This is a genomic window from Neobacillus dielmonensis (assembly GCF_000612665.1).
In the GTDB taxonomy this organism is placed as follows: domain Bacteria; phylum Bacillota; class Bacilli; order Bacillales; family Cytobacillaceae; genus Neobacillus; species Neobacillus dielmonensis.
In genome coordinates, this window is sequence record NZ_HG942066.1 from 81,218 (window position 1) to 101,291 (window position 20,074).

Sequence of the window (20,074 nt, forward strand, 5' to 3'; positions counted from 1 at the left end):
GATTTTATAAAAAATGGATCTATTAAAAGAACAACATCATTTATGTTACGGTGGAACCTATCAAGAATAAATGTATGGGCCTCTGGACTCATTAGCTTGTTGGACGACGATTCAGTCGTTTATGAGCAGAATTTTTCTTTTCCGTTATCGCGATATGCTTCATTGCTTTTCCTAGCCCATAAAGCGGCATATTCCCATAAATCGCCTCATACTCACCGCTTGTCACTTGATAGGTTTCGTGGTAGATGCCCACAGCATCATTGTTGCCCACTTTGGTATTGAAGTTCTTCCATGCCGTCAGGTGTTTCTCATTCCTTGCATAGGAAAGCAGGTCATCGATGGACCGCCAATATTGAATCATAATAGTCGTCCTAAGACCGAAAAAGCTTTCCATGGACAAAAAGCCCAGTTCCTCTTGGTTTTGATAAAGCTCTTGAATCATCCCAGGCATAGAAGTGGCGACAGGAAGCCATTTATGCGGGGCAAGGAATCTATTGATTCTCATTCCAATAATAAAAACGACAACATTCTCATCATTCTCGGTGGTGTAACGCCCCGTAAAGATTTGTTTGGACATGATTATTCCTCCCCATTTAAGAGTTGTTCAAGCGTAAAGGTGCACCAGTCGATGGCAGCCACTGTTACCCGCTTTCCATAATCCAATGTGAACAGCCAATAGCGGGCATCCTCGTGGTTTTGTTGGTAATGGGTAATGACCTGTTCAATACTAAGATAGGTTTGGAAGCGATCCTGCAATTTTCGTTTGTAATCCTCCAGAAGGAGCACCTTGCTTTCCTTGGATTGATAGCGTCCAAAAAACAGTTTGAGCAAAATTTCATTTCGTTCCGTGGGGATTTGCTCGATTGGCTGCTCCAGCCAGGCCTTTAACGTCTCGATTCCTTTGGGTGTGAGGAAGTACTCATGACGGTCCGGCTTTCCTATATTGGAAGAGGTTTGGACTTCGGCTAATCCTTCCTCAACAATGAATTTTAACGTTGGGTAGATCTGGCCATAACTAATTTTCCAGAAATGATTGAGACTTTGGTCGATTTGCTGCTTAATGGAATAACCGGACTTGCAGTCAGTCGTTAGAATTCCAAGGATCGCGTATGTGGTGTGATTGTATTTCTTCAAAAATTATCCCCCCTATCTAAATGATATGTATCTTTTAGATATATAATATCATACTAATGGTAAATTTTGTATAATATCAAAGCCGCTAAGGGATTTTAGCTGAGAACAATTTCATTAGCCAAACAGAATCTTTGATCAGTGCACAATCAATCTAGGTCCATTATGGCTAAGCGTCTAGCGGAGCAGGGGATTGTAGATCAAAAGGTTAAAAGCTGCATGATGGAGGCTGCGAGGAAATACAATTGCTCGGTGACTGAATTAAAGTCACTTGTGGAGTATCCGGAAGATATTGATTGGTAAAGGGAAGATATCTGATATGCTAGGCAATATAAAGGAACATTAGAACAATCAAAATCTCAATAATCATCCTTATTTAATTAGTTTTCTGTGAAACCTACCATCAGTAAATGAGATTTTTGGATAGATCAAAAGGAAACCCTATTGAAAATAAAAGTGAAGCAAGGGTGGGACCTTGCTTCACTAAGTCTTCTTAAAAAACCGGAGTTAAAGGTGTATGATTCTCCAATACATTTAACACATTTTTGGCTGAAAGTTTGGCCATCTCTTCTCTTGCTTCTACTGTTGCGTTGCCTATGTGAGGTGTAAGGACCAGGTTTTTTAACTGTTTTAATTCTTCGGTAATGTGAGGTTCGAATTCAAATACATCAAGTGCTGCCCCAGCAATTTCCTCTGATAGAAGCGCTTGAACAAGGTCCATCTCCTTGACGACAGGTCCCCTTGATAAATTAAGGAAAAAAGCACTTTTCTTCATTCGTGCAAATGCCTCTTTTGTAAAAAGGTGATGTGTTTCTTCATTATATACAGTATGTACCGTTACAATATCACACGTCTGCAGAAGTTCATTGAGTTCCAAATAGGTTGCATCAAACTGATCTTCCAGTTCAACTGGTTTCTTCGCACGCCCGGTATAATAAATATCCATTCCGAAAGCCTTCGCACGTTTGGCTACTGCCTGCCCGATTTTTCCGAAACCTACAATGCCAAGCTTTTTATTAGCCAACTCTCTTCCTAAAAAGAAAAGCGGTGCCCAGCCATCAAACCCGGTTGTGCGGCAGAGTGTGTCTCCCTCAGGAATCCGTCTGAGAAGGGCGAGCATTAAACCAAGAGCCAGTTCTGCCGTGGCTTCTGTAGAAACACCTGGTGTATTCGTTACCAAAATCCCTTTTTCCTTGGCTGCTTCAATATGAATGTTATCAAAGCCTGCCCCGAAGTTAGCAATGATTTGTAAATGAGGAGCAGCCTCCATGATACTTTTTGTTACCTTAGTGGAGAGGGGGCAAAGGAGGGCGTCGGCATCCTTGACTCCCTCGATTAATTCATCTTCTGTAATAAGTTTTTTTCCTGTGTACACTGTCAATTTGTGCTCTGAGAGTAGTTCGTAACCGATGTCCGGAATTTCACCGGAAATGAATATTTTGGCCATTCATGCTGGCTCCTTTCTATTAATCGTTGAGTACTGTTTGCTTGACATCAAAGATTTTTCCCCAGCCATTTATGGAAGAAGGATCTTCACCCATCATCCGCATGCACTGCCACAATAAAACGGTGATGGTATCGTAAAGGATGAACCCGTATTTTTCTTCATAATAATCTGCTTTAGTGACGGCTGGAAAGTTGGTACAAACAATGCTGATACCGTCGGCCTGATCAACGGCAACGTCTTTTATCATTTCTTCAATTCTTTCATCTGTTACTTGGCTGAAGGAACGATTCACCGTCTGCCCCAGCCCCTTTTGCTGAATCGTTCGGATGCCGCCATGTTTCAAATATTGTTCAGCAATCAACTCATTGATGGGGGAGATATACGGTGTAACGAGATGAAGGGTTTTGACGTCATTGGCTTGAAAGGCTTCCATTTGGGCAAGCATCGATGTGGTCGCCGGGATGCCGGTACGTTCCGTAATTTTCCGGCAAAGCTCTTGGTCCACTTCGAATCCGAGCCATCCGCCAGATGTTCCATTCCAAGCAATGACATCCACTTCAGCATGAGCCAGCAATTCGGCTGCTTTCAGCATTGGCTCAAAGTCAAACTGACTAAGGGCATCTTGTTCCAATGAGATTTTTGTTACTTCAAAACGCCCATAATGACAGGTAATATTCTTTAAATTCGCCGTCATGGCTGAGCAGATTGGTTCAAGTACTGTATTAGATGAAGGGGTCAGCATTCCAATTTTCTTTGGTTCAGGTCTCATTCTAGGTTCCTCCTAAGCGTTACAAAGTAGTGTTAGTTTCAAGAAAGTGGGTTATATCGTTTTCGATATGCATCATCATCGCGGCCGCAGCTCTTTTACTTTCACGATTCTTCATATATTGATAGATGTGTTTATGTTCCTCGTAGAGCTCTTTTCCGCGGTTCTTCCCTGTAAAGTTAAGAACACGGAAATAATAGCTTAATGAATTAATATCTCTTAATTGCTTTTTCAATAGCTGGTTATTGTTATATAGGATGATGCTTTCATGAAATTCAGTGTTCAGTTCAATCAGTCTCTCGCGATTGTGTTCTTCATCAACGAGAAATCGTTCCGTTTTTTCGATGATTTCTCCAATCTCTTCAAGCTGATCGTTTGTTGCTGTTTCGGTGGTCAGCTTGGCGGCTAAGGACTCTAAAGCCATCCGGCATTGGTAAATTTGGACGATATCATCTAGAGTAGGTTCAAACACAAAGATGCGGGATTTTTCATCCGATACGAGCAAACCTTCTTTAATGAGGGCTTTGACTGCCTCGCGGACAGGGCTGCGGCTTGTATTAAACAGACCTGCCAACCTCGATTCATAAACCCGTTCTCCGGGTTTAATTTTCATATAAAGAATCATTTCCCGAAGCTTATAATAAATTTGATCGTAATAGGGCATTGATTTTTCGATTGCGTATGGATCCATTTTCTCCCTCCAATTCACGTGTGATTTTAGCTATAACGGCCCCAGCATTGATTGGCCAGCTTTTGTATATGGGAGCAAAGTTCCGCTTCATCAATACCAAGAACCTTCCCGTCTTTCACACGCCATTCGCCGTCAATCCAAACATGCTCAACGTCCGTTGCCTGTGCAGAATGGACAAGTGTTCCATAAGGAGAAATAATCGGTGTTAGATGGTACTTTTCCTTCTTTACCGCAATAAGATCGGCCTTCTTTCCGATTTCGATAGAGCCGATTTCTTCTGCCATCCCAAGTGCTTTGGCTCCATTTAGTGTCGCCATTTCAACTAAATGGCGGGGCGCAGGTTCTGTCCGCCTGCCGCTCGACAGCCGATGAACAGCCATCCCAAACCGCATCGATTCAAACATGCTAGCAGACATGGAGTCGGTACAGATTGCAACGTTTACTCCTTTTTCCTCAAGGGAGGAAATGGGGGCGACATCGCCTTTTTTCAAATTTCCTTCCGGCACATGGGCAACACTTGTATTGGTGTTCGCCAGGAGTTCTTGGTCTGCTTCCGTTAAGTGGATACAGTGTGCCGCAACTGTCTTCGGTCCAAGAATGCCAAGCTCATTATACAATTGGACCGGTGTCAATCCATCTCTACGCTGAATTTCTTCCACTTCCATGTTGCTTTGAGCGAGGTGGGTAGTAATCCCGACATCATACTTCTTTGCAAGTGAAATGATATCTTCTAAAAAAGGGGTGGTGCACGTGTCTGGTGCATGAGGACCGAAATGGCAAGTTATTCTGCCATTCGCTTTGCCATGCCAGTTCTCGATTAGTTCCACGTTCTTTGATAGTGTCTTGTATTGTGCTTCTTCATCTAGAAGATAGAGATGTTCAGGGATACGGAAAAAATCGACGTTATGGATCCGTTCGCTTATGACCCCGCGCAGACCAAGATCGGCAAGCGCCTGAATACTTTTTTCGGATTGAATGTAATTGGAGCCAATACAGGTATTACCGGCTCTCAGTGCCTCAACATAGCCAAGGATGTTAAACATATCGCACTCTTCTTCCGTTAAGAGAACCCCTTGAGGGATATTGCGGGAGTATAGGGGCGGAACCCCTGTGTCTGCTCCTACACCTCTGGTGGAGACAAGTGCCCCATGATAGTGAGGATTTACAAATCCGGGCATAACCATCATCGAAGAACAGTCAATGATTTGTGCCATTGGATATTGCTCGATCATGGCCGAATAGTCTCCGATATCCTGGATGAGGTTATTGTTGACGACAACAGCCGATTGATAAAGAATGTCAGCATTCTTATTTAGTGTAAGGAGATCTCCTTTTATTAAAAACAACATGTTAACACCTCAATGGTTGAAAGTAAGAGCTGCCCACTGATTGTGGCAGGGGGGGCCATCAGAATAAATCAGCCTTCTATTTTTTATATCAATAATCAATGCTGTCTCTGTCGAGTGAACGGATAAATCCTTACTTCTCGAACCTTTGTTTTCAAAATCATGAATGCATAGGGACCCGATTTGTTGCTGATCGTTCGGGAGATGGGTGCTTAGAAGCTTTTTCATCTCTTCTAGCCATGTGGCCCCGCTCATTTCCTTTATCCCCATTTCAGCTTGAGTATATCGCAGTCTACGATCCTCCCATTCTATTAACCTCATTTCCTCATCCTGTAAAAGAAGGGATTCATTTGCGCGTATCATATAATCTGACTGGATTAGCTGCCCTTTTGTGCTTAGATGCGGCTCGTGTTCGAATACGGCCATTCCACCCTCTGCATCCATAAGGAAATGAGTTCCTCCGACTCCGCTGGGTTGTTCTGTAAAAAATGTCTCTAATGTGTGCAAGCCTTCCTGAACCGTACGACACCGGGATAAGGCCAATTCATTCGCCAATCCGCGTGTATCCTGGTTCTCAGACTTTGGCAGTTTCGTTCCGGCATAGGAGGAAAGCACAGCTAGCCCACTCTCGTTGATGCCGGAATTGACCCCTTTTTGCCAGCCCATTTTGAAATATAGAAAGCCATAGCGGTTTACACCTGTTGGCTTATAAGCAAAAGTAAGGAGTGTTTTGGGTGTATCGACCGTCTTTGCTGCTACAAGTAAATCCCGTTTCATCATCATCGTGCACACTACATTTGCCCCCTATATCACTTGGTGGATGGGTGTTTTGCGTTCACTGGTATTTTTGTTTTTTACAATTAAATCGAGAATTTCCCGCTTGTATTGGTTAAAGATTGGGGAAGTTGTGTCCCGCGGACGGCTCATATCCAGATCAATGATTTTGTTTACTCTGCCAGGGCGATTGCTAAGAACAATAATTTTTGTTCCAAGGATTAGGGCCTCTTCAACAGAATGGGTAACAAAGATGATCGTCCGTTTATGCTCCTGCCAGATGCGGGCCAACTCCTCCTGCATGTCTGTTTTCGTAAATGGATCAAGGGCTGCAAATGGTTCATCCATTAAGATTAGGGAAGGATTCTGAAGCAATGCTCTCGCAATTCCAACACGTTGGTTCATCCCGCCCGACAATTCATGGGGATAGTGATTTTCAAATCCTGTCAGTCCTACCATGTCAATATATTTTTGGGCTTCTTCCTTTTGCTTTTTCCTGCTCATTCCTTGAAGTTTTAAATAAAAGGAGATATTCTTTGAAACGGTTAACCATGGCATTAAGGTAGGTGCTTGAAAGACCATTCCGCGATCAGCGCCCATTCCTTCAATTTTCTTGCGGTTTACCAAAATTTCTCCAGCCGTTGGCTTTTCAAATCCAGCAATCATATTGAGCAAGGTAGATTTGCCGCAGCCGCTGCCCCCAAGGAGGCAGACAAACTCATTCTCTTTAATTGAAAAATTTATATTTTCTAAGGCCTTTACGGAAGTGCCGCGTTTTTCATCTTTAAATACCTTCTCCACATTTTTTACTTCTAAGAATTCCATTTACCCATCCCCCTTAAGATTGTGTGCTTTCAATGGATACGCCCCGCTGCCAAGGAAGCACGGCCGCGATAATTTTCTTTAAGATAAAATCAGTAGAAAATCCAAGCAACCCGATACTGACCATACTGGCAATGACAAGGTCATAGCGGAGAAAATAATAGGCATCCCAGAGAACATACCCAAGTCCACTTTTCACCGCAATCATTTCTGCTGTTACTGTTAGCATCCAGGCTGAACCTACCCCAATTCTCATTCCGGAAAAGATACTTGGAAGGGCGGCAGGAAGGATCACATATCGTAATAGATGCCACTGATTGGCTCCCATCATCCCGCCGGCCCGCACTAAGTTCTTGTCAATGGTTCGGACGCCATGAATGGTATTAACCAAAATGGGAAAGAACGAGGCTAAAAATACAAGAAAGATAGCTGGACGATTTGCGATTCCAAACCAAATGATGGCGAGAGGGATCCATGCAACAGGAGGGATGGGACGCAGGATTTGGATAGTCGGTTCCAATAACTTTTCTGCAAATTTTGACCAGCCAATGATAATCCCAATGGTGACCGCAGTAACAACGGCTAAACTATAGCCTGCTATGACACGCCATGCACTGCTGGCTGCATCGTTCAGCCATTGGCCGCTATGGACTTCAGCTGCTCCAGTCGAGCCAGTAATCCAATCACCCAATGATACAAGTATTTTCGTTGGGGCAGGCAGCAGGGCACTGGATACAAAGCCTAATCTCGAAAATAATTCCCAAATGACAATGATACTGAGAGGGACAACAAGTTTAGTAGAAAATGATGCGATGGTCTGTTTCAATTTCATATATGTTCCTCCTATCTTTTGTGAAGTTTCAGAACTGCGAATTTGTGTATTCAGATCGTGAGGGCGGGGGATACCGCACTCACGATTGAAAGAAGCTGTTTTAGTAGGATGCCATAAGCCAATAGGTTCCATTATTCTTTGCCTAGTTCTTCTGCTAACTTGCCGGTGGCCTTTTCAAGGAACTCATAGTCCATATTTTTTTTCGCTTTATCAGCCACATCATTTTGAATATAGTTCAAGTCTTTCATCATTTTTGCGATAGCAAGGGTTTCTTTTTCATGCATATTGTAATCGGGATAGGAATTTTTCAGAGCCTCCGTTGCAATATCATCTGATAAGGAGGTATTTTTACTGATGACATCCAACCACTTGGTTTTATCTTGTTTTAAATCATCCACTAAATTCACCACGCCTGTTACCACTTCTTGCAGTTCTGCCTTATGCTCTTTGAGGACATCAGAACGAGTTACAATTAAGTTCGTTAGATTGCCTGCAGCTTGGTCATATGGATAGGCAAAATGTTTACCAGACTTATTCAAGCGGATTTGGGAGGCAAATGGTTCAACCGTTGAAATCACATCTACTTGGCCGTTTTCTAATGCGCTGGCATGGTCAGCAGGATTGGCGATATTGACAAATTCAATGTCATTAACCGGATCAATGCCATGTTTCTTGAACTCTCCACGCATGTGGATATCCTGAGCATTTCCTCGGGATGCGGCCACTTTTAATTTATTTCCCGATTTTTTACGCTCGGCAACAAGCTTCTTAAATCCATCCCAGTCATCTGCTTTAAGAGAGATGTCATTTCCGACCAGGATTTCAGAACCGCCATTAATCTGACCGGAAATGGCCACTAAGTCTAATCCCTTATCAAGCGCTGTTATGTAGTGAAGATACGTCACTTGTGCCACGTCTAAACTGCCAGAGACCAGTGCAGTCAGGACGTCGTTCCCTGATGGGAAATTTTTTGCATCGATTTTAACATCTTTCACATAGTCAGGTACTAGTGACATAGCTAAGCAATGAGCACAGGTTGCATATCCAAGTTTGATTTCGGCTGTCTTCTGTCCATTGTCTTCTGTCGACACTTTGGAAGAATCGGAAGCGGAGCTTTCTTGTGATGTGCCGCAAGCACTCAGGATTAAAAGAAAGACACTGCTTAAAATCAACAACGACCATTTTAACTTTTTCATAAAACCACCCTTTCGGAAAACAAGTATGTTTTGCTTTTCCTGAATTTTGATACCATCATCCTACTTGGAGAGGTCGATGACAAGGAGCTTGTAAGATTATGTGACGGTGTATTTTTTGTCTTTTATAAAAATTCAGTCAATAAGCCAGCTGGTGCAACGCTTCTGCCAGCACTTCAATTCCTTTTTCCAACGCCTGCTCATCCGTATATTCGAGGGGAGAATGACTGATCCCTGACTGACTTGGTACAAATATCATCGCGGTTGGAATAATTGGTGCAATTACCTGGGAATCATGAGCCGCCCCACTATGCATGGGCTTAAAAGGGATTTTTTTGCGTTCGCAGCTTTCTTGTAAGAGCGTAATGATTTTTTCACTCATTGGCACAGGCTTTGAGGTAAACCAGGCCTCGATTTTTACATCGACGTTTTGTTTTTTCGCAATCGCACCTATTTCTGCTTTTATCAAATGCGTTATGTTTTCCAAATCGGATTCGTTGGTGTGGCGAACATCTAGTGTAAAGATGGCTTTTCCAGGGACCACATTTGAAATATTGGGCTCCAGCTGAAAATTTCCCACAGTGGCAACAAGCGGATCGCCCGCTTCATCGGCCAATGTCAAGATTCGGCTGATCATGAAGCTGGCAGCTTTCATGGCGTCACGGCGGTAGCCCATTGGGGTAGTGCCTGCATGATTGGGTTCGCCCAGGACCGTTACTAGGAATCTTTGCTGCCCGACAATGCTGGAAACCACTCCAATGTCTTTATTTTCTTTTTCAAGAACACTTCCTTGCTCGATATGCAGCTCAATAAAGGCCGTTACATTTTGTTTTGGTGAGAGCTCGGCTGAGTATCCTAATTCTCGCATGGCATCCATCATGCTGATCCCGTCAGTATCAACAATCCCATCGATATCTTCTGGTTTAGCCAGTCCAAACATGCTTCTGCTTCCCCACATCGCATAGGGAAATCGGCTTCCCTCTTCTTCTGCAAATGCAGCAAGCTGCAGCGTTTTCTTTGGCGGACCGTACTTTTTAAGAAGATCGATGATGGCCAGCGCGCCGCCGATGATTCCATATTGACCGTCATAAATCCCGCCATTGACGACGCTGTCCAAATGGGAGCCTGTCAAAACCACTTCATCCGGCTGGCTTGCTCCCTTTATGCTGGCTAGCAGATTCCCAACTGCATCGATGTCGACAGAAAACCCTTCTTGTATAAGCCAATTTTTGAGCCCATGCTGCGCTTGCAACCATGGGTCAGAGTAGACGAGTCTCGTGATTCCGCTTTGGCTGTCCTTCCCATACTCTGCCAGCCATTTTAATCTCTCAAGCACTTGATTTTCCATAAAATCATCCTTTCGGTAGTGGGTTTATTTTTTTCAAAATTTAATTTTTATCATCCAACTTAAAGATGGGTGTGGCAAGTTCTTTGTCAGATTGCCTTACACATAACTTTAAAACTAGTAAACTTCTGCTATGATAAATTACAAATTGATTTTTGAAAGGGGGATTTTCCAAAATGACGGCAACGGCCATCATCACCAATGGAAAAGTTGTCACTCCAAAAGGGGTAGTGGAAGGAGAAATCGAAATTACCGCAGGCAAAATCTCAAACATTGCAGCCACTATACCGAGAAAAGATCATCTGGAGGTCATTGATGCAAAAGGGCAGTATATCCTTCCAGGAATGATTGATACTCATGTACATATTAATGAGCCTGGAAGAACGGACTGGGAGGGATTTGAAACCGGTTCGAAAGCGCTGGCAGCAGGTGGTGTGACCGCTTATATTGACATGCCCCTTAATGCTTTGCCTGCTACCACGACCAAGGAGGCTCTAGAGAAAAAAATAACCTTGGCCTCTGGAAAAAATTATATTGATTACGCCTTTTATGGAGGGCTTACACCGGATAATCTTGATAATTTAGAAGAACTTGCCGATGGAGGTGCAATCGCATATAAGTGTTTTCTTTCCACCTATCAGACAGATATACCGGGAGATTTCAAAAGCATCGATGATTATATGCTTCTGGAAGGGATGAAGCGAATTGCTGCATTGGGGAAAATCCTGCTGATTCATTGCGAAAATGACCAAGTTACGGACGGTCTGGAAAGACAAAAGGTGAGAGAGGGAAAAACGAGTGCCTACGATTTTGTGGATTCTCGTCCCATCCTTGCTGAAGTAGAAGCTGTATCGCGTGTGATACTGTTCGCCAAAGCAACGGGCTGTCCCGTTCATATTGTTCATGTTAGTTCGGCAGAAGCGGTTACTTTAATTGAGAAAGCGAAGCTTGAAGGTGTGAATATTACACTGGAGTCGTGCCCGCACTACTTTGCACTTAATGCAGATGATTTGGCACGTATTGGCCCAGTTGCTAAATGTCAGCCGCCGCTGCGTTATCCAAAGGAGCAGGAAGCACTTTGGGAATGTTTGCTTCAGGGAAAAATTGACTGGGTCAGTTCTGATCATTCACCGTGTACCAGTGATCTGAAGCAAGGGAGTATCTTTGAAGCACATGGGGGGATTTCCGGTGCTCAGAATAGTGTTGATGTCATGTTTGATTTGGCAGTAAATAAACGTGGAATGAGTGTTGTTGATTTTGCCAATCTAATTGCATGCCAGCCTGCTAAACGATTTTCCTTATTAGAAAAAGGGGAAATTTCGGAAGGATATGACGCGGATCTGATTCTTATTGACCCAAGCCTATCTTATACAGTTTGCGCTGAAGGTCTGTACTATAAAAATCCCCATAGCCCATATATCGGAATGGAAATCGGCGCACGGGTAACGAAAACATTTTTACGAGGAGAACTGGTTTTCAGTATAGAGGAGGGGATAGTAGGGGAACCGAAGGGGAAATCTATCTTGAATTCAGTACCAGTTGTAGGTGCTTGAAATAAAATTTGCAAATGGAAAAAGAAAAAACACAAGTGTTAATGAATTATACAGATAAATTTAATTTTGCATATAAAGATGCTACGGTAAGGTATCAACAGGAACAGTTATTTTTCAATAGTTATTAATCTAGCAGCATTTAGCCGATACAATCAGTACCTTATCCAAGCTGAACCTCCATATGTTTGACCAGGCCGGGATGGGTTTCCCCGACCCGACCGGCACTATCGAACTGGGCTTTCACAAGGAATATGGCTTATTCGTTACTTTAATACCTAAGAATGGTTTGGCACCCGTGTGACCAGGTCTCCCTAACAATTAATGCAGTTAACGTGGGATGATTCTCTTGCTTACAAATATGTTTTTCTGAAAGATAGATGCTGGTTTTCACACCCCATTCCTTTCAGAATTTCCCGTAGGATTTCACGAGCTGTTTCCATAATTACAACCTCCTCCCCGATACGAAAAGAAGAGCATAATCAACCACCCCAACAATATTCAGTTTCAATTTCATTCTATCTCTTCTATTCATTTAAAATCCTATCAATCTTCGACAAATCCGACGCGCGACAGGCACCGCACTTAAGAATTGAAATCTCCATTATTGCCAAATCTATTATGTAATTAGGATTCTGTTTACTAGATGATTTTGACAGTGAAATGGATGACAACCCGGGAATTAATAAAATGGTGCTGAAGAAAGAGAATTTAATTAAGTAAAACATCAAAAGGCAGCACAACGTTGCCCTTTTTTATTTTTTATTTACTGCTAAAAAACTTACCTTCCCTCCGAAAAAAGACCTCGTAAAATCTAGGCCTAAATTATCCTGCTGTATTACTTGTTCTTACTACTTTTCTACCATTTCCCCCTTTTCTCAACACTTGCCCATTTCAAAAATTATGCATTTACATAGGATGCACTAACTGATGAAAAGAGGGGGGCATTAAAGAGTTACCGGAGGAGGAGCTGATTGGTATCGCAAAAAAATATGGTGATATTAAATGAAAGGAGATTAAAATGTCTCAAATAGAAAATGAGCTTGAAAATGATCAACTCAAGCTACATCAAAGGAAAAAGAAACCGAAAGCGCCTGTAGTTGTGGAAAATTGGTTGGTTCGTACGACTGTCGTTGTTTTATATGCTCTATTGTTAACTGCGATTGTGTTTGTAAATATCAGAGCTGAAAAAACATGGGAATATGTGATTGGCGCTTTTTCTACTATAAGTTTTGGCTACCTTTTACTAAAGGTTGTTGTTTCTTATTTTTATAATCCTGCAAAACAGGAACCTAAGAAAGATTATAAGGTTTCTGTTATCATCCCCAACTACAATGAAAGTATAGAATCCGTAAACGAAGGTTTAGCATGTTTGCTGCAACAAGATTATCCACTTCATGAAATTATCTTTATTGATGATGGAAGTACGGATGATTCCGCTTATGTTGAAGTATGTAAAATGGCACAAGTCATTCATTCAAAAAATGACCCCTCTTTACCTAAAATCATCACTCATCAATTTGAAAAAAACAAAGGGAAAAAGGCGGCACAAGCCTGGGGATTTACACATGCCACAGGTGATATTTTCTTACTATTTGATTCTGATGGATATATATTCCCGGATGCTGTAAGAGAGTTATTAAAACCATTTAATGACGATCAAGTAATGTCAGTCGTAGGTCATATTAACGCAAGAAATGTAAAAGAAAACCTCTTAACTCGATTACAAGACATCGTGTATGATAAAGCATTTAGAGTAGGGCGCGGCGCACAATCCGTTACCAATGCTGTCTTGGTTTGTTCTGGGGCCATAAGTATGCATAGGGCAAATATGGTTGTGGACCATTTGGATGAATTTTTAAGTCCTACTGTATCTGGGGTTCCTTGTGAAGTCGGGGACGACAGGATGTTAACCGATATCTCCTTGAAATATGGCGGGAAGACAAAATATCAATCCACAGCTGTGTGTCTGACGGACGTACCGAACAAATTAAAACAACTCTTTAAACAACAAGTCCGTTGGGGGAAATCAACTTATTTATTCAGTATTGCCTCATTGAAACATGCTTGGAAAAAGCCGTTTATGTTAGTGTGGCTTCTTGGTGAAGGATATACATGGTTGTTTTATTCAGTATCTCTAGTGGCATCTTTCCTTCAATGGTCAGAAACATATGCCATGACTTTTGTTATCTATTCTTTAGGATATTTGTTCCTAGTTGCCTTTATTAGCGGTGTTTATTACATTTTTAAAAATCCATTGGTTTACCTGTTTTCTCCGATATTTGCACTTATGTATATGGTCATATTAGTTCCGATTCGAGTTTGGGCGTTAGTAACCATTAATAAAACATCATGGGGTACTAGATAAGGGGGGGTTTTTTATGGCCGAAACAGACCTGAATCACTACAGTAAGTTACATGCTAAATTACAGACAAAAAGTGCGGTTATTGGTGTAATTGGAATGGGCTATGTAGGTCTGCCGAATATGGTATCTAAAGCGAGATTAGGTTATTCGGTTATTGGGTTTGATGTGGATGAAACAAAAGTTAATCGCATAAATGCGGGTCAAAATTACATCAGCGATGTACAGGATGATATTTTGAAACAATTAGTAAATCAAAAGAAATTAAGAGCCACAAATAACTTTTCTGAACTTCGATTAGCTGATGTCATTGTTATTTGTGTTCCTACGCCGATTGATGAACACAAGCAGCCAGATTTGTCTTATATTCAAAACGCAACAAACACAATTGTACTGAATGCCACAGAGGGTTCATTAATAATCCTTGAAAGTACAACATATCCTTCTACAACTGAAGAAATCATTGTTAAATCACTTGAAGACAGAGGGTTTGAAATTGGAGAAGATTTATTTGTAGCTTATTCTCCAGAAAGAATTGACCCATCTAACGAAGTATATACGATTGATAATACGCCAAGGATTGTTGGCGGTCATACAGAAAGATGTACGGAACTTGCTCAACTGTTTATTGGTAGAAATGTATTCCCAGTAAGTTCAACGAAAGCAGCTGAAATGACGAAGGTGTATGAAAATACGTTCCGGTTTGTGAATATTGCCTTGTCGAATGAGCTTGCCGTTATTTGTGACAAAATGGGGTTAGATGCATGGGAAGTGATTGAAGCTGCCAATACAAAACCATATGGTTTCATGGCGTTTTATCCAAGTGTAGGAATTGGGGGACATTGCATACCCGTTGATCCGTACTATCTTTCTTGGTATTCAAAAAAGTATAATTACAATACCCAGATGATTGAAATTGCGGGTGAAATTAATGATAGAATGAATTCCTATTCTATTAAAAAAGTCATGCAAATTCTCAACTTGCATGGAAAAACAGTGAAGGGCAGCAAAATTGCCATCTTAGGGGCTACGTACAAGAAAGATATTGACGATGTGCGAGAATCTCCAGTATTCCGTTTCTATGAGTCATTAGAAGAGTTAGGTGCTGATCTTGTGGTTTATGACCCTCATGTTGAAAGTTTCACTTTGAATGGGGAGATAATCCGAGTTGAAAATGTGAATTACGATAAACTTGGGGAATTTGATGTGGTGGTATTACTAACAAATCACACCGATTTTGATTATGATAGAATTGCATCAAACTCAATTATTATCTTTGATACGAAAAACGGTTTTAAAGAAGTTGAGAGTTTCAAAGGGGATTATTATAAATTGTAATATGTACCATATCATTGTCTTTAATAAAAAATAGACCTGAAATTTTTTAGGTCTATTTTTTATTTACAAATGATTTACTTGGGCGTCAACATATGTGGCGTCCTTTTTCTACATTCATTAAAGGTGGGAACTTATTGATTACAATACTCAGTCTAAACAATAATAGAAATTTTCTAGCAATTATAATGTTGCAGTCCTTATCAGAGAGAATTACAATTGATGTATCAAATGGTAATGAATGGTGATCAAATGAGTAATTTTATCGATAATCTAAAAGTCTCCTTGCATAAGGGCTTTATTGATCAAGAGTACAATAAAACCGGAATCTATAAGCCGAAGTTATTAGTGAATAATGCAAAAGCAGGCGAAAATGTATTAAATACCTTACTTGATGAATTAGATAGCTGCGACTCATTTATTTTTTCAGTTGCATTTATTACTGAAAGCGGCCTGGCCACCCTGAAATCCCATTTTCTTGATCTTAAGCGTAAAGGTGTTAAGGGACGTATATTAACTTCAACTTTTCTAAATTTTAATCAACCAAAAGTCTTTAAAGAATTAATGAAAATTGAAAATGTGGAAGTTAGGACGACTGATTTAGAAGGGTTCCATTCAAAAGGATATATTTTTAATCAGAGAAATCATTATTCTTTAATTGTTGGAAGCTCCAATTTAACAGCCCATGCATTAAAAGTTAATTACGAATGGAATGTTAAATTAACTTCGCATGAAAACGGGGAAATTGTTAATCATTTTAAAAATCAATTTGAAGAAGTTTGGAACAGTGCGCTTCCTTTAAATGAAGAATGGATTGAAACGTACGAGAAGAGGTATACACCACTTGTTCACAGGAAAGCTTTAGACCAGGTGATAGAATTACCTTCTCAATACAGTACCAATTCTATCGAAGAGGCCCTGAAAATAAAGCCAAATAAAATGCAAGAGGCAGCATTACAAGGAATCCAGGCGATTCGTGATGCGGGAGCAAATAAGGGGTTAATCATCTCAGCAACTGGTACAGGTAAAACATATTTGTCTGCATTTGATGTGAGACGGTTTAGCCCAAAACGGATGCTATTTATTGTTCATAGAGAGCAAATACTGCAAAAGGCGAAAGATGATTTTAAGAAGATACTTGGCGGAATAGATACGGATTTCGGAATACTGTCGGGTACTAGTAAACAGACAAATGCGAAATATCTATTTGCTACAATTCAATCCATTTCGAAAGATGAAACTTTGGCTCAGTTTGATTCAAACGAATTTGACTATATTTTAATTGATGAAGTACATAAAGCTGGCGCTCAATCCTATCAAAAGGTCATTGATTATTTTAACCCCGGCTTTTTAATGGGTATGACTGCTACGCCAGAAAGGACAGATGATTTCAATATTTTTGAGCTTTTTGATTATAACATCGCTTATGAAATTCGTTTGCAAGAAGCTTTGGAAGAAGATATGCTATGTCCTTTTCATTATTTTGGAGTTACAGACCTAGAATATAATGGTGAACTGATTGATGAGACAGCTGTATTAGCAAAGCTTGTTACCGAGGAACGTGTTAATCATATTCTTGAAAAAGTCCATTACTATGGCTTTTCAGGAGAAAAAGTAAAAGGGTTAATGTTCTGTAGCAGGAAAGAGGAGGCAATGAAATTAGCTGATGCTTTTAATAAGAAAGGGCTACGAACAGTTGCCTTAGTAGGGGATCACAATCAGGAAGAACGGGAACGTCGGGTAAAGCAGCTCGAAGAAGGTTTGTTAGATTATATCATTACTGTGGATATTTTTAATGAAGGAATCGATATTCCTAGTGTAAATCAGGTAGTCATGCTAAGACAAACCCAATCAAGTATCATTTTTATTCAACAACTGGGTCGGGGACTTCGTAAACATTCAACAAAGGACTTTGTAACAATCATTGACTTTATCGGGAATTATAAAAATAACTATTTAATTCCCATTGCACTTTCAGGTGATAAATCACAGAACAAGGATAATATCCGTCGTTATATTAAGGATACGAGCTATATTAAAGGTGTTTCTACGATAAATTTTGAAGAAATTGCTAAAAAGCAGATCTTTAAAGCAATTAACAACAGTAATTTAACTGCGTTAAAAGTTTTAAAAGAGGCTTTTGTTGAGTTGAAAAATCGGATTGGCAGGACTCCTTATTTATATGATTTTGTAACGAACCATTCCATTGACCCGGAGGTAATAGTCGATAAATACACGAACTATTATCAATTTTTATTGAAGCTAAGGGAAGAAGTATCATTATTGACGAAGTATCAAAACAGTGTTCTGACTATGCTTTCTACCGAGATCTTAAATGGCAAAAGGAAGCATGAGATTATTTTATTAGATCTTCTTTTTAAAAAAGAAACAGTAAAATATGATGATTTTATAGAGAATTTAATTCATTTTAATTGTCCTATTGACGAAGAGACCATTTCTTCAGTTTTACGCGTTTTTAGTTTGGAATTTTTTACACAAAGTTATAAAGAAAAGTATGGCAATGAGCCAATTATTATTTTAAAAGACGACGGTACCTTTTCATTTAATAATTTGTTTCGAGAGAGTTTATGGGATAATCCGTATTTTAACTTTCTAGTTACCGATGTCATAAAAAGCGCGAAGGAAAAATCTAAGCTATACGAATCTAAAGAACCGCTTACCCTTTATCAGAAATATTCAAGAAAAGATGCATGTAAGCTCTTGAATTGGACTAACGATGAAAGTTCTACCGTATATGGTTATAAAACAAAACACGGCACCTGTCCCATTTTTGTGACCTATCACAAAGATGATGATGTCGAATCTAGTATAGATTATGCGGAAGAATTCCTAAGCCCTGAGGTTCTTAAGTGGTCAACAAGAAGTAACAGAACGCTAGAATCCCAAGAAGTGAAAACAATTATCGAATCGGAAGAAAGAGGGATTGACCTTCATATTTTTGTAAAGAAAGATGATGATGAAGGAACTGATTTTTATTATTTAGGAAAAGCAACCCCTGATAAAAATAATATCGAGCAGGCAATGATGGAAGATGGTAAGGGGAAAAAGCTTCCAGTTGTTCATATGAACTTGGTAATGGAAAATCCAATCGAAAATAAACTTTACAACTACATCATTAATGGTACAAATGACTAAAGTATAGTCTTCTCATTTTGAGAAGACTATATTTCTTGGATTAGTTGTTCTACCGCAGGAATGTCAGCAGGAGCCCATTTTAAAGAATCTAAATTATCTCTTTTTAGCCAAACGAGTTTGGAGTGTTCACTCTTTGTAGGAGTGCCTTCGACAACTCTACATTTAATCGAAATAAGGTTTATGGTGAAGGTTTCATACTCATGAGTATTATCATTAAATACTTCTTTAAAAGTCTCAATCTTACAATTCAACTCTTCAGAAATTTCCCTTTCTAGTGCTGAAAAAATATCTTCTCCGGCTTCGACTTTCCCACCCGGAAACTCCCATCGATTGGGTATGGACATTTCTGGGGACCTAAGTGCACAAAGGATTTCCTGTTGCTCATTCTCAATAATAGCAGCTACTACTTTTACAAGTTTTTTCAAAAGTTATCCTCCTAGATGATTTTTTCTAGTCCTATAATATCATTTTTTGTCAGGGTGGTTCACCTATGAGGGAGAAATTGTCTTTGAAATAACTCAGAAAGGTGAACCATTTAAATGGCAAGGCATGATGTATCTCGTAAGAGTGTTGCAGACTTGGTAGTTAAGTTGGCAGTAACACCTGTAATGGAAATTCGAAGGGGGCTTAGAGTTGAACAAACTTTATAGTTGTTAAAGTTAAAAAGCCTTTTGATATTCTCGTTCTATCAAGGAGGCGGGAACGTGAATAAGACAGGCAACAAAGATTTAAAGCTCGAAGATATTAGCATCCGAAACCAAGTAAGACCGGGCGATGCCGGTTATCTCACTTACATGCATGGATGGATCTATAACAAGGAATACAATTATACGACTGTTTTTGAGGGATACGTTGCACAATCTTTTTATGACTTCCTTATGAACTACGATCCCAACAGGGATAGGCAATGGGTTGCAGAGCACAATAATGAGATTGTCGGATTCATCGCCATATTGGGACATGGCGAAAGGGCGCAGCTGAGATGGTTTCTGCTGCATCCCGACTATCGCGGTATCCGGCTTGGAAAACATCTGTTGAATGAGGCTATTGCTTACTGCAGACAAAAGGGATTCAAGACCGTGTATCTCGATACGACGGACGACTTGGACCGAGCCATTGGCATGTACACCAGAGCAGGTTTTGTCAAAGTGGCAGAAAAAGAAAACCATACCTGGTCAGACCATCTCATGGAGTTGGAGTTTGAGTTGAACCTAGAAGATCTCAAGTAATGAAAAAAAGTAAATTTTGAACATGTGTAATTGGTTAATCTAGAAAGTGCCGCCTATTTATGACGGCACTATTTCATATTTAGATAATAGATGT

At 40.3% G+C, this 20,074-nt stretch carries 18 protein-coding genes; 6 read left to right on the forward strand and 12 right to left on the reverse strand.

Annotation, left to right across the window (positions count from 1 at the left end; translation table 11 throughout):
• Nucleotides 1–91: 91 nt before the first annotated feature.
• Nucleotides 92–577 (reverse strand): DUF4188 domain-containing protein, encoded by a 486-nt coding sequence (locus tag BN2425_RS12900; RefSeq protein ID WP_042460031.1) that lies wholly within the window; start codon nucleotides 575–577, stop codon nucleotides 92–94.
• A 2-nt stretch (nucleotides 578–579) separates the two neighbouring features.
• Nucleotides 580–1,134, reverse strand: a complete 555-nt coding sequence (locus BN2425_RS12905) for a PadR family transcriptional regulator (RefSeq protein WP_042460033.1) — start codon at nucleotides 1,132–1,134, stop codon at nucleotides 580–582.
• A gap of 138 nt (nucleotides 1,135–1,272) precedes the next feature.
• On the opposite strand from BN2425_RS12905, the gene BN2425_RS22540 reads away from it, so the two are divergent.
• The gene (locus tag BN2425_RS22540; protein ID WP_195891936.1) at nucleotides 1,273–1,434 is read left to right on the forward strand and encodes a DUF6904 family protein; all 162 of its coding nucleotides are present in this window, start codon (nucleotides 1,273–1,275) and stop codon (nucleotides 1,432–1,434) included.
• Nucleotides 1,435–1,624: 190 nt separating this feature from the next.
• Here the strand turns inward: BN2425_RS22540 and BN2425_RS12910 are convergent, their stop codons facing one another.
• From BN2425_RS12910 to BN2425_RS12950, 9 genes are all read right to left on the reverse strand, one after another.
• Nucleotides 1,625–2,578, reverse strand: a complete 954-nt coding sequence (locus BN2425_RS12910) for an NAD(P)-dependent oxidoreductase (RefSeq protein WP_042460036.1) — start codon at nucleotides 2,576–2,578, stop codon at nucleotides 1,625–1,627.
• Nucleotides 2,579–2,597: 19 nt separating this feature from the next.
• Complete coding sequence (locus tag BN2425_RS12915) at nucleotides 2,598–3,347, reverse strand: maleate cis-trans isomerase family protein (protein ID WP_042460039.1); 750 nt, start codon at nucleotides 3,345–3,347, stop codon at nucleotides 2,598–2,600.
• A 19-nt stretch (nucleotides 3,348–3,366) separates the two neighbouring features.
• Nucleotides 3,367–4,035 (reverse strand): GntR family transcriptional regulator, encoded by a 669-nt coding sequence (locus tag BN2425_RS12920; RefSeq protein WP_042460042.1) that lies wholly within the window; start codon nucleotides 4,033–4,035, stop codon nucleotides 3,367–3,369.
• A 26-nt stretch (nucleotides 4,036–4,061) separates the two neighbouring features.
• On the reverse strand, nucleotides 4,062–5,384 hold the full coding sequence (locus BN2425_RS12925) for an amidohydrolase family protein (RefSeq protein ID WP_052352859.1): 1,323 nt from the start codon (nucleotides 5,382–5,384) through the stop codon (nucleotides 4,062–4,064).
• A 9-nt stretch (nucleotides 5,385–5,393) separates the two neighbouring features.
• Nucleotides 5,394–6,164, reverse strand: a complete 771-nt coding sequence (locus tag BN2425_RS12930) for a carcinine hydrolase/isopenicillin-N N-acyltransferase family protein (RefSeq protein ID WP_235714636.1) — start codon at nucleotides 6,162–6,164, stop codon at nucleotides 5,394–5,396.
• A 21-nt stretch (nucleotides 6,165–6,185) separates the two neighbouring features.
• A complete protein-coding gene (locus tag BN2425_RS12935; protein ID WP_042460047.1) occupies nucleotides 6,186–6,980 on the reverse strand; it encodes an ABC transporter ATP-binding protein in 795 nt (264 codons plus the stop codon).
• A 13-nt stretch (nucleotides 6,981–6,993) separates the two neighbouring features.
• On the reverse strand, nucleotides 6,994–7,809 hold the full coding sequence (locus BN2425_RS12940; protein ID WP_042460050.1) for an ABC transporter permease: 816 nt from the start codon (nucleotides 7,807–7,809) through the stop codon (nucleotides 6,994–6,996).
• A 131-nt stretch (nucleotides 7,810–7,940) separates the two neighbouring features.
• Nucleotides 7,941–9,005, reverse strand: coding sequence for an ABC transporter substrate-binding protein (locus BN2425_RS12945; protein ID WP_052352860.1), 1,065 nt, complete (start codon nucleotides 9,003–9,005; stop codon nucleotides 7,941–7,943).
• A 136-nt stretch (nucleotides 9,006–9,141) separates the two neighbouring features.
• The gene (locus tag BN2425_RS12950; RefSeq protein ID WP_042460053.1) at nucleotides 9,142–10,350 is read right to left on the reverse strand and encodes a Zn-dependent hydrolase; all 1,209 of its coding nucleotides are present in this window, start codon (nucleotides 10,348–10,350) and stop codon (nucleotides 9,142–9,144) included.
• Nucleotides 10,351–10,523: 173 nt separating this feature from the next.
• On the opposite strand from BN2425_RS12950, the gene allB reads away from it, so the two are divergent.
• The 4 genes from allB to BN2425_RS12970 all read left to right on the forward strand — a co-directional run bounded on the left by allB (nucleotide 10,524) and on the right by BN2425_RS12970 (nucleotide 18,751).
• Nucleotides 10,524–11,900 carry an allantoinase AllB gene (gene allB, locus BN2425_RS12955; RefSeq protein ID WP_042460057.1) on the forward strand — a complete coding sequence of 459 codons (1,377 nt, stop codon included), beginning with the start codon at nucleotides 10,524–10,526 and terminating at the stop codon, nucleotides 11,898–11,900.
• 1,018 nt (nucleotides 11,901–12,918) lie between these two features.
• The gene (locus BN2425_RS12960) at nucleotides 12,919–14,265 is read left to right on the forward strand and encodes a glycosyltransferase family 2 protein (protein WP_052352861.1); all 1,347 of its coding nucleotides are present in this window, start codon (nucleotides 12,919–12,921) and stop codon (nucleotides 14,263–14,265) included.
• Nucleotides 14,266–14,278: 13 nt separating this feature from the next.
• The gene (locus BN2425_RS12965; protein ID WP_235714631.1) at nucleotides 14,279–15,598 is read left to right on the forward strand and encodes a nucleotide sugar dehydrogenase; all 1,320 of its coding nucleotides are present in this window, start codon (nucleotides 14,279–14,281) and stop codon (nucleotides 15,596–15,598) included.
• 249 nt (nucleotides 15,599–15,847) lie between these two features.
• On the forward strand, nucleotides 15,848–18,751 hold the full coding sequence (locus tag BN2425_RS12970) for a DUF3427 domain-containing protein (protein WP_042460484.1): 2,904 nt from the start codon (nucleotides 15,848–15,850) through the stop codon (nucleotides 18,749–18,751).
• Between the two features lie 26 nt (nucleotides 18,752–18,777).
• On the opposite strand, the gene BN2425_RS12975 is transcribed toward BN2425_RS12970, so the two are convergent.
• A complete protein-coding gene (locus tag BN2425_RS12975; RefSeq protein ID WP_042460060.1) occupies nucleotides 18,778–19,176 on the reverse strand; it encodes a (deoxy)nucleoside triphosphate pyrophosphohydrolase in 399 nt (132 codons plus the stop codon).
• 279 nt (nucleotides 19,177–19,455) lie between these two features.
• Here BN2425_RS12975 and BN2425_RS12980 point away from each other — a divergent pair, with 279 nt between their 5' ends.
• Nucleotides 19,456–19,980, forward strand: coding sequence for a GNAT family N-acetyltransferase (locus BN2425_RS12980; protein ID WP_052352862.1), 525 nt, complete (start codon nucleotides 19,456–19,458; stop codon nucleotides 19,978–19,980).
• The last annotated feature ends 94 nt before the right edge of the window (nucleotides 19,981–20,074 follow it).

Excerpts from the sequence above, each read along its gene's own strand:
- BN2425_RS12925 (WP_052352859.1), bottom strand. The coding sequence starts at position 5,384 with ATGTTGTTTTTAATAAAAGGAGATCTCCTTACACTAAATAAGAATGCT.
- BN2425_RS12950 (WP_042460053.1), bottom strand. The coding sequence starts at position 10,350 with ATGGAAAATCAAGTGCTTGAGAGATTAAAATGGCTGGCAGAGTATGGG.
- BN2425_RS12940 (WP_042460050.1), bottom strand. The coding sequence starts at position 7,809 with ATGAAATTGAAACAGACCATCGCATCATTTTCTACTAAACTTGTTGTC.
- BN2425_RS12965 (WP_235714631.1), top strand. The coding sequence starts at position 14,279 with ATGGCCGAAACAGACCTGAATCACTACAGTAAGTTACATGCTAAATTA.
- BN2425_RS12900 (WP_042460031.1), bottom strand. The coding sequence starts at position 577 with ATGTCCAAACAAATCTTTACGGGGCGTTACACCACCGAGAATGATGAG.
- BN2425_RS12910 (WP_042460036.1), bottom strand. The coding sequence starts at position 2,578 with ATGGCCAAAATATTCATTTCCGGTGAAATTCCGGACATCGGTTACGAA.
- BN2425_RS12945 (WP_052352860.1), bottom strand. The coding sequence starts at position 9,005 with ATGAAAAAGTTAAAATGGTCGTTGTTGATTTTAAGCAGTGTCTTTCTT.
- BN2425_RS12970 (WP_042460484.1), top strand. The coding sequence starts at position 15,848 with ATGAGTAATTTTATCGATAATCTAAAAGTCTCCTTGCATAAGGGCTTT.
- BN2425_RS12935 (WP_042460047.1), bottom strand. The coding sequence starts at position 6,980 with ATGGAATTCTTAGAAGTAAAAAATGTGGAGAAGGTATTTAAAGATGAA.
- BN2425_RS12920 (WP_042460042.1), bottom strand. The coding sequence starts at position 4,035 with ATGGATCCATACGCAATCGAAAAATCAATGCCCTATTACGATCAAATT.
- BN2425_RS12930 (WP_235714636.1), bottom strand. The coding sequence starts at position 6,164 with ATGATGATGAAACGGGATTTACTTGTAGCAGCAAAGACGGTCGATACA.
- BN2425_RS12915 (WP_042460039.1), bottom strand. The coding sequence starts at position 3,347 with ATGAGACCTGAACCAAAGAAAATTGGAATGCTGACCCCTTCATCTAAT.
- allB (WP_042460057.1), top strand. The coding sequence starts at position 10,524 with ATGACGGCAACGGCCATCATCACCAATGGAAAAGTTGTCACTCCAAAA.
- BN2425_RS12960 (WP_052352861.1), top strand. The coding sequence starts at position 12,919 with ATGTCTCAAATAGAAAATGAGCTTGAAAATGATCAACTCAAGCTACAT.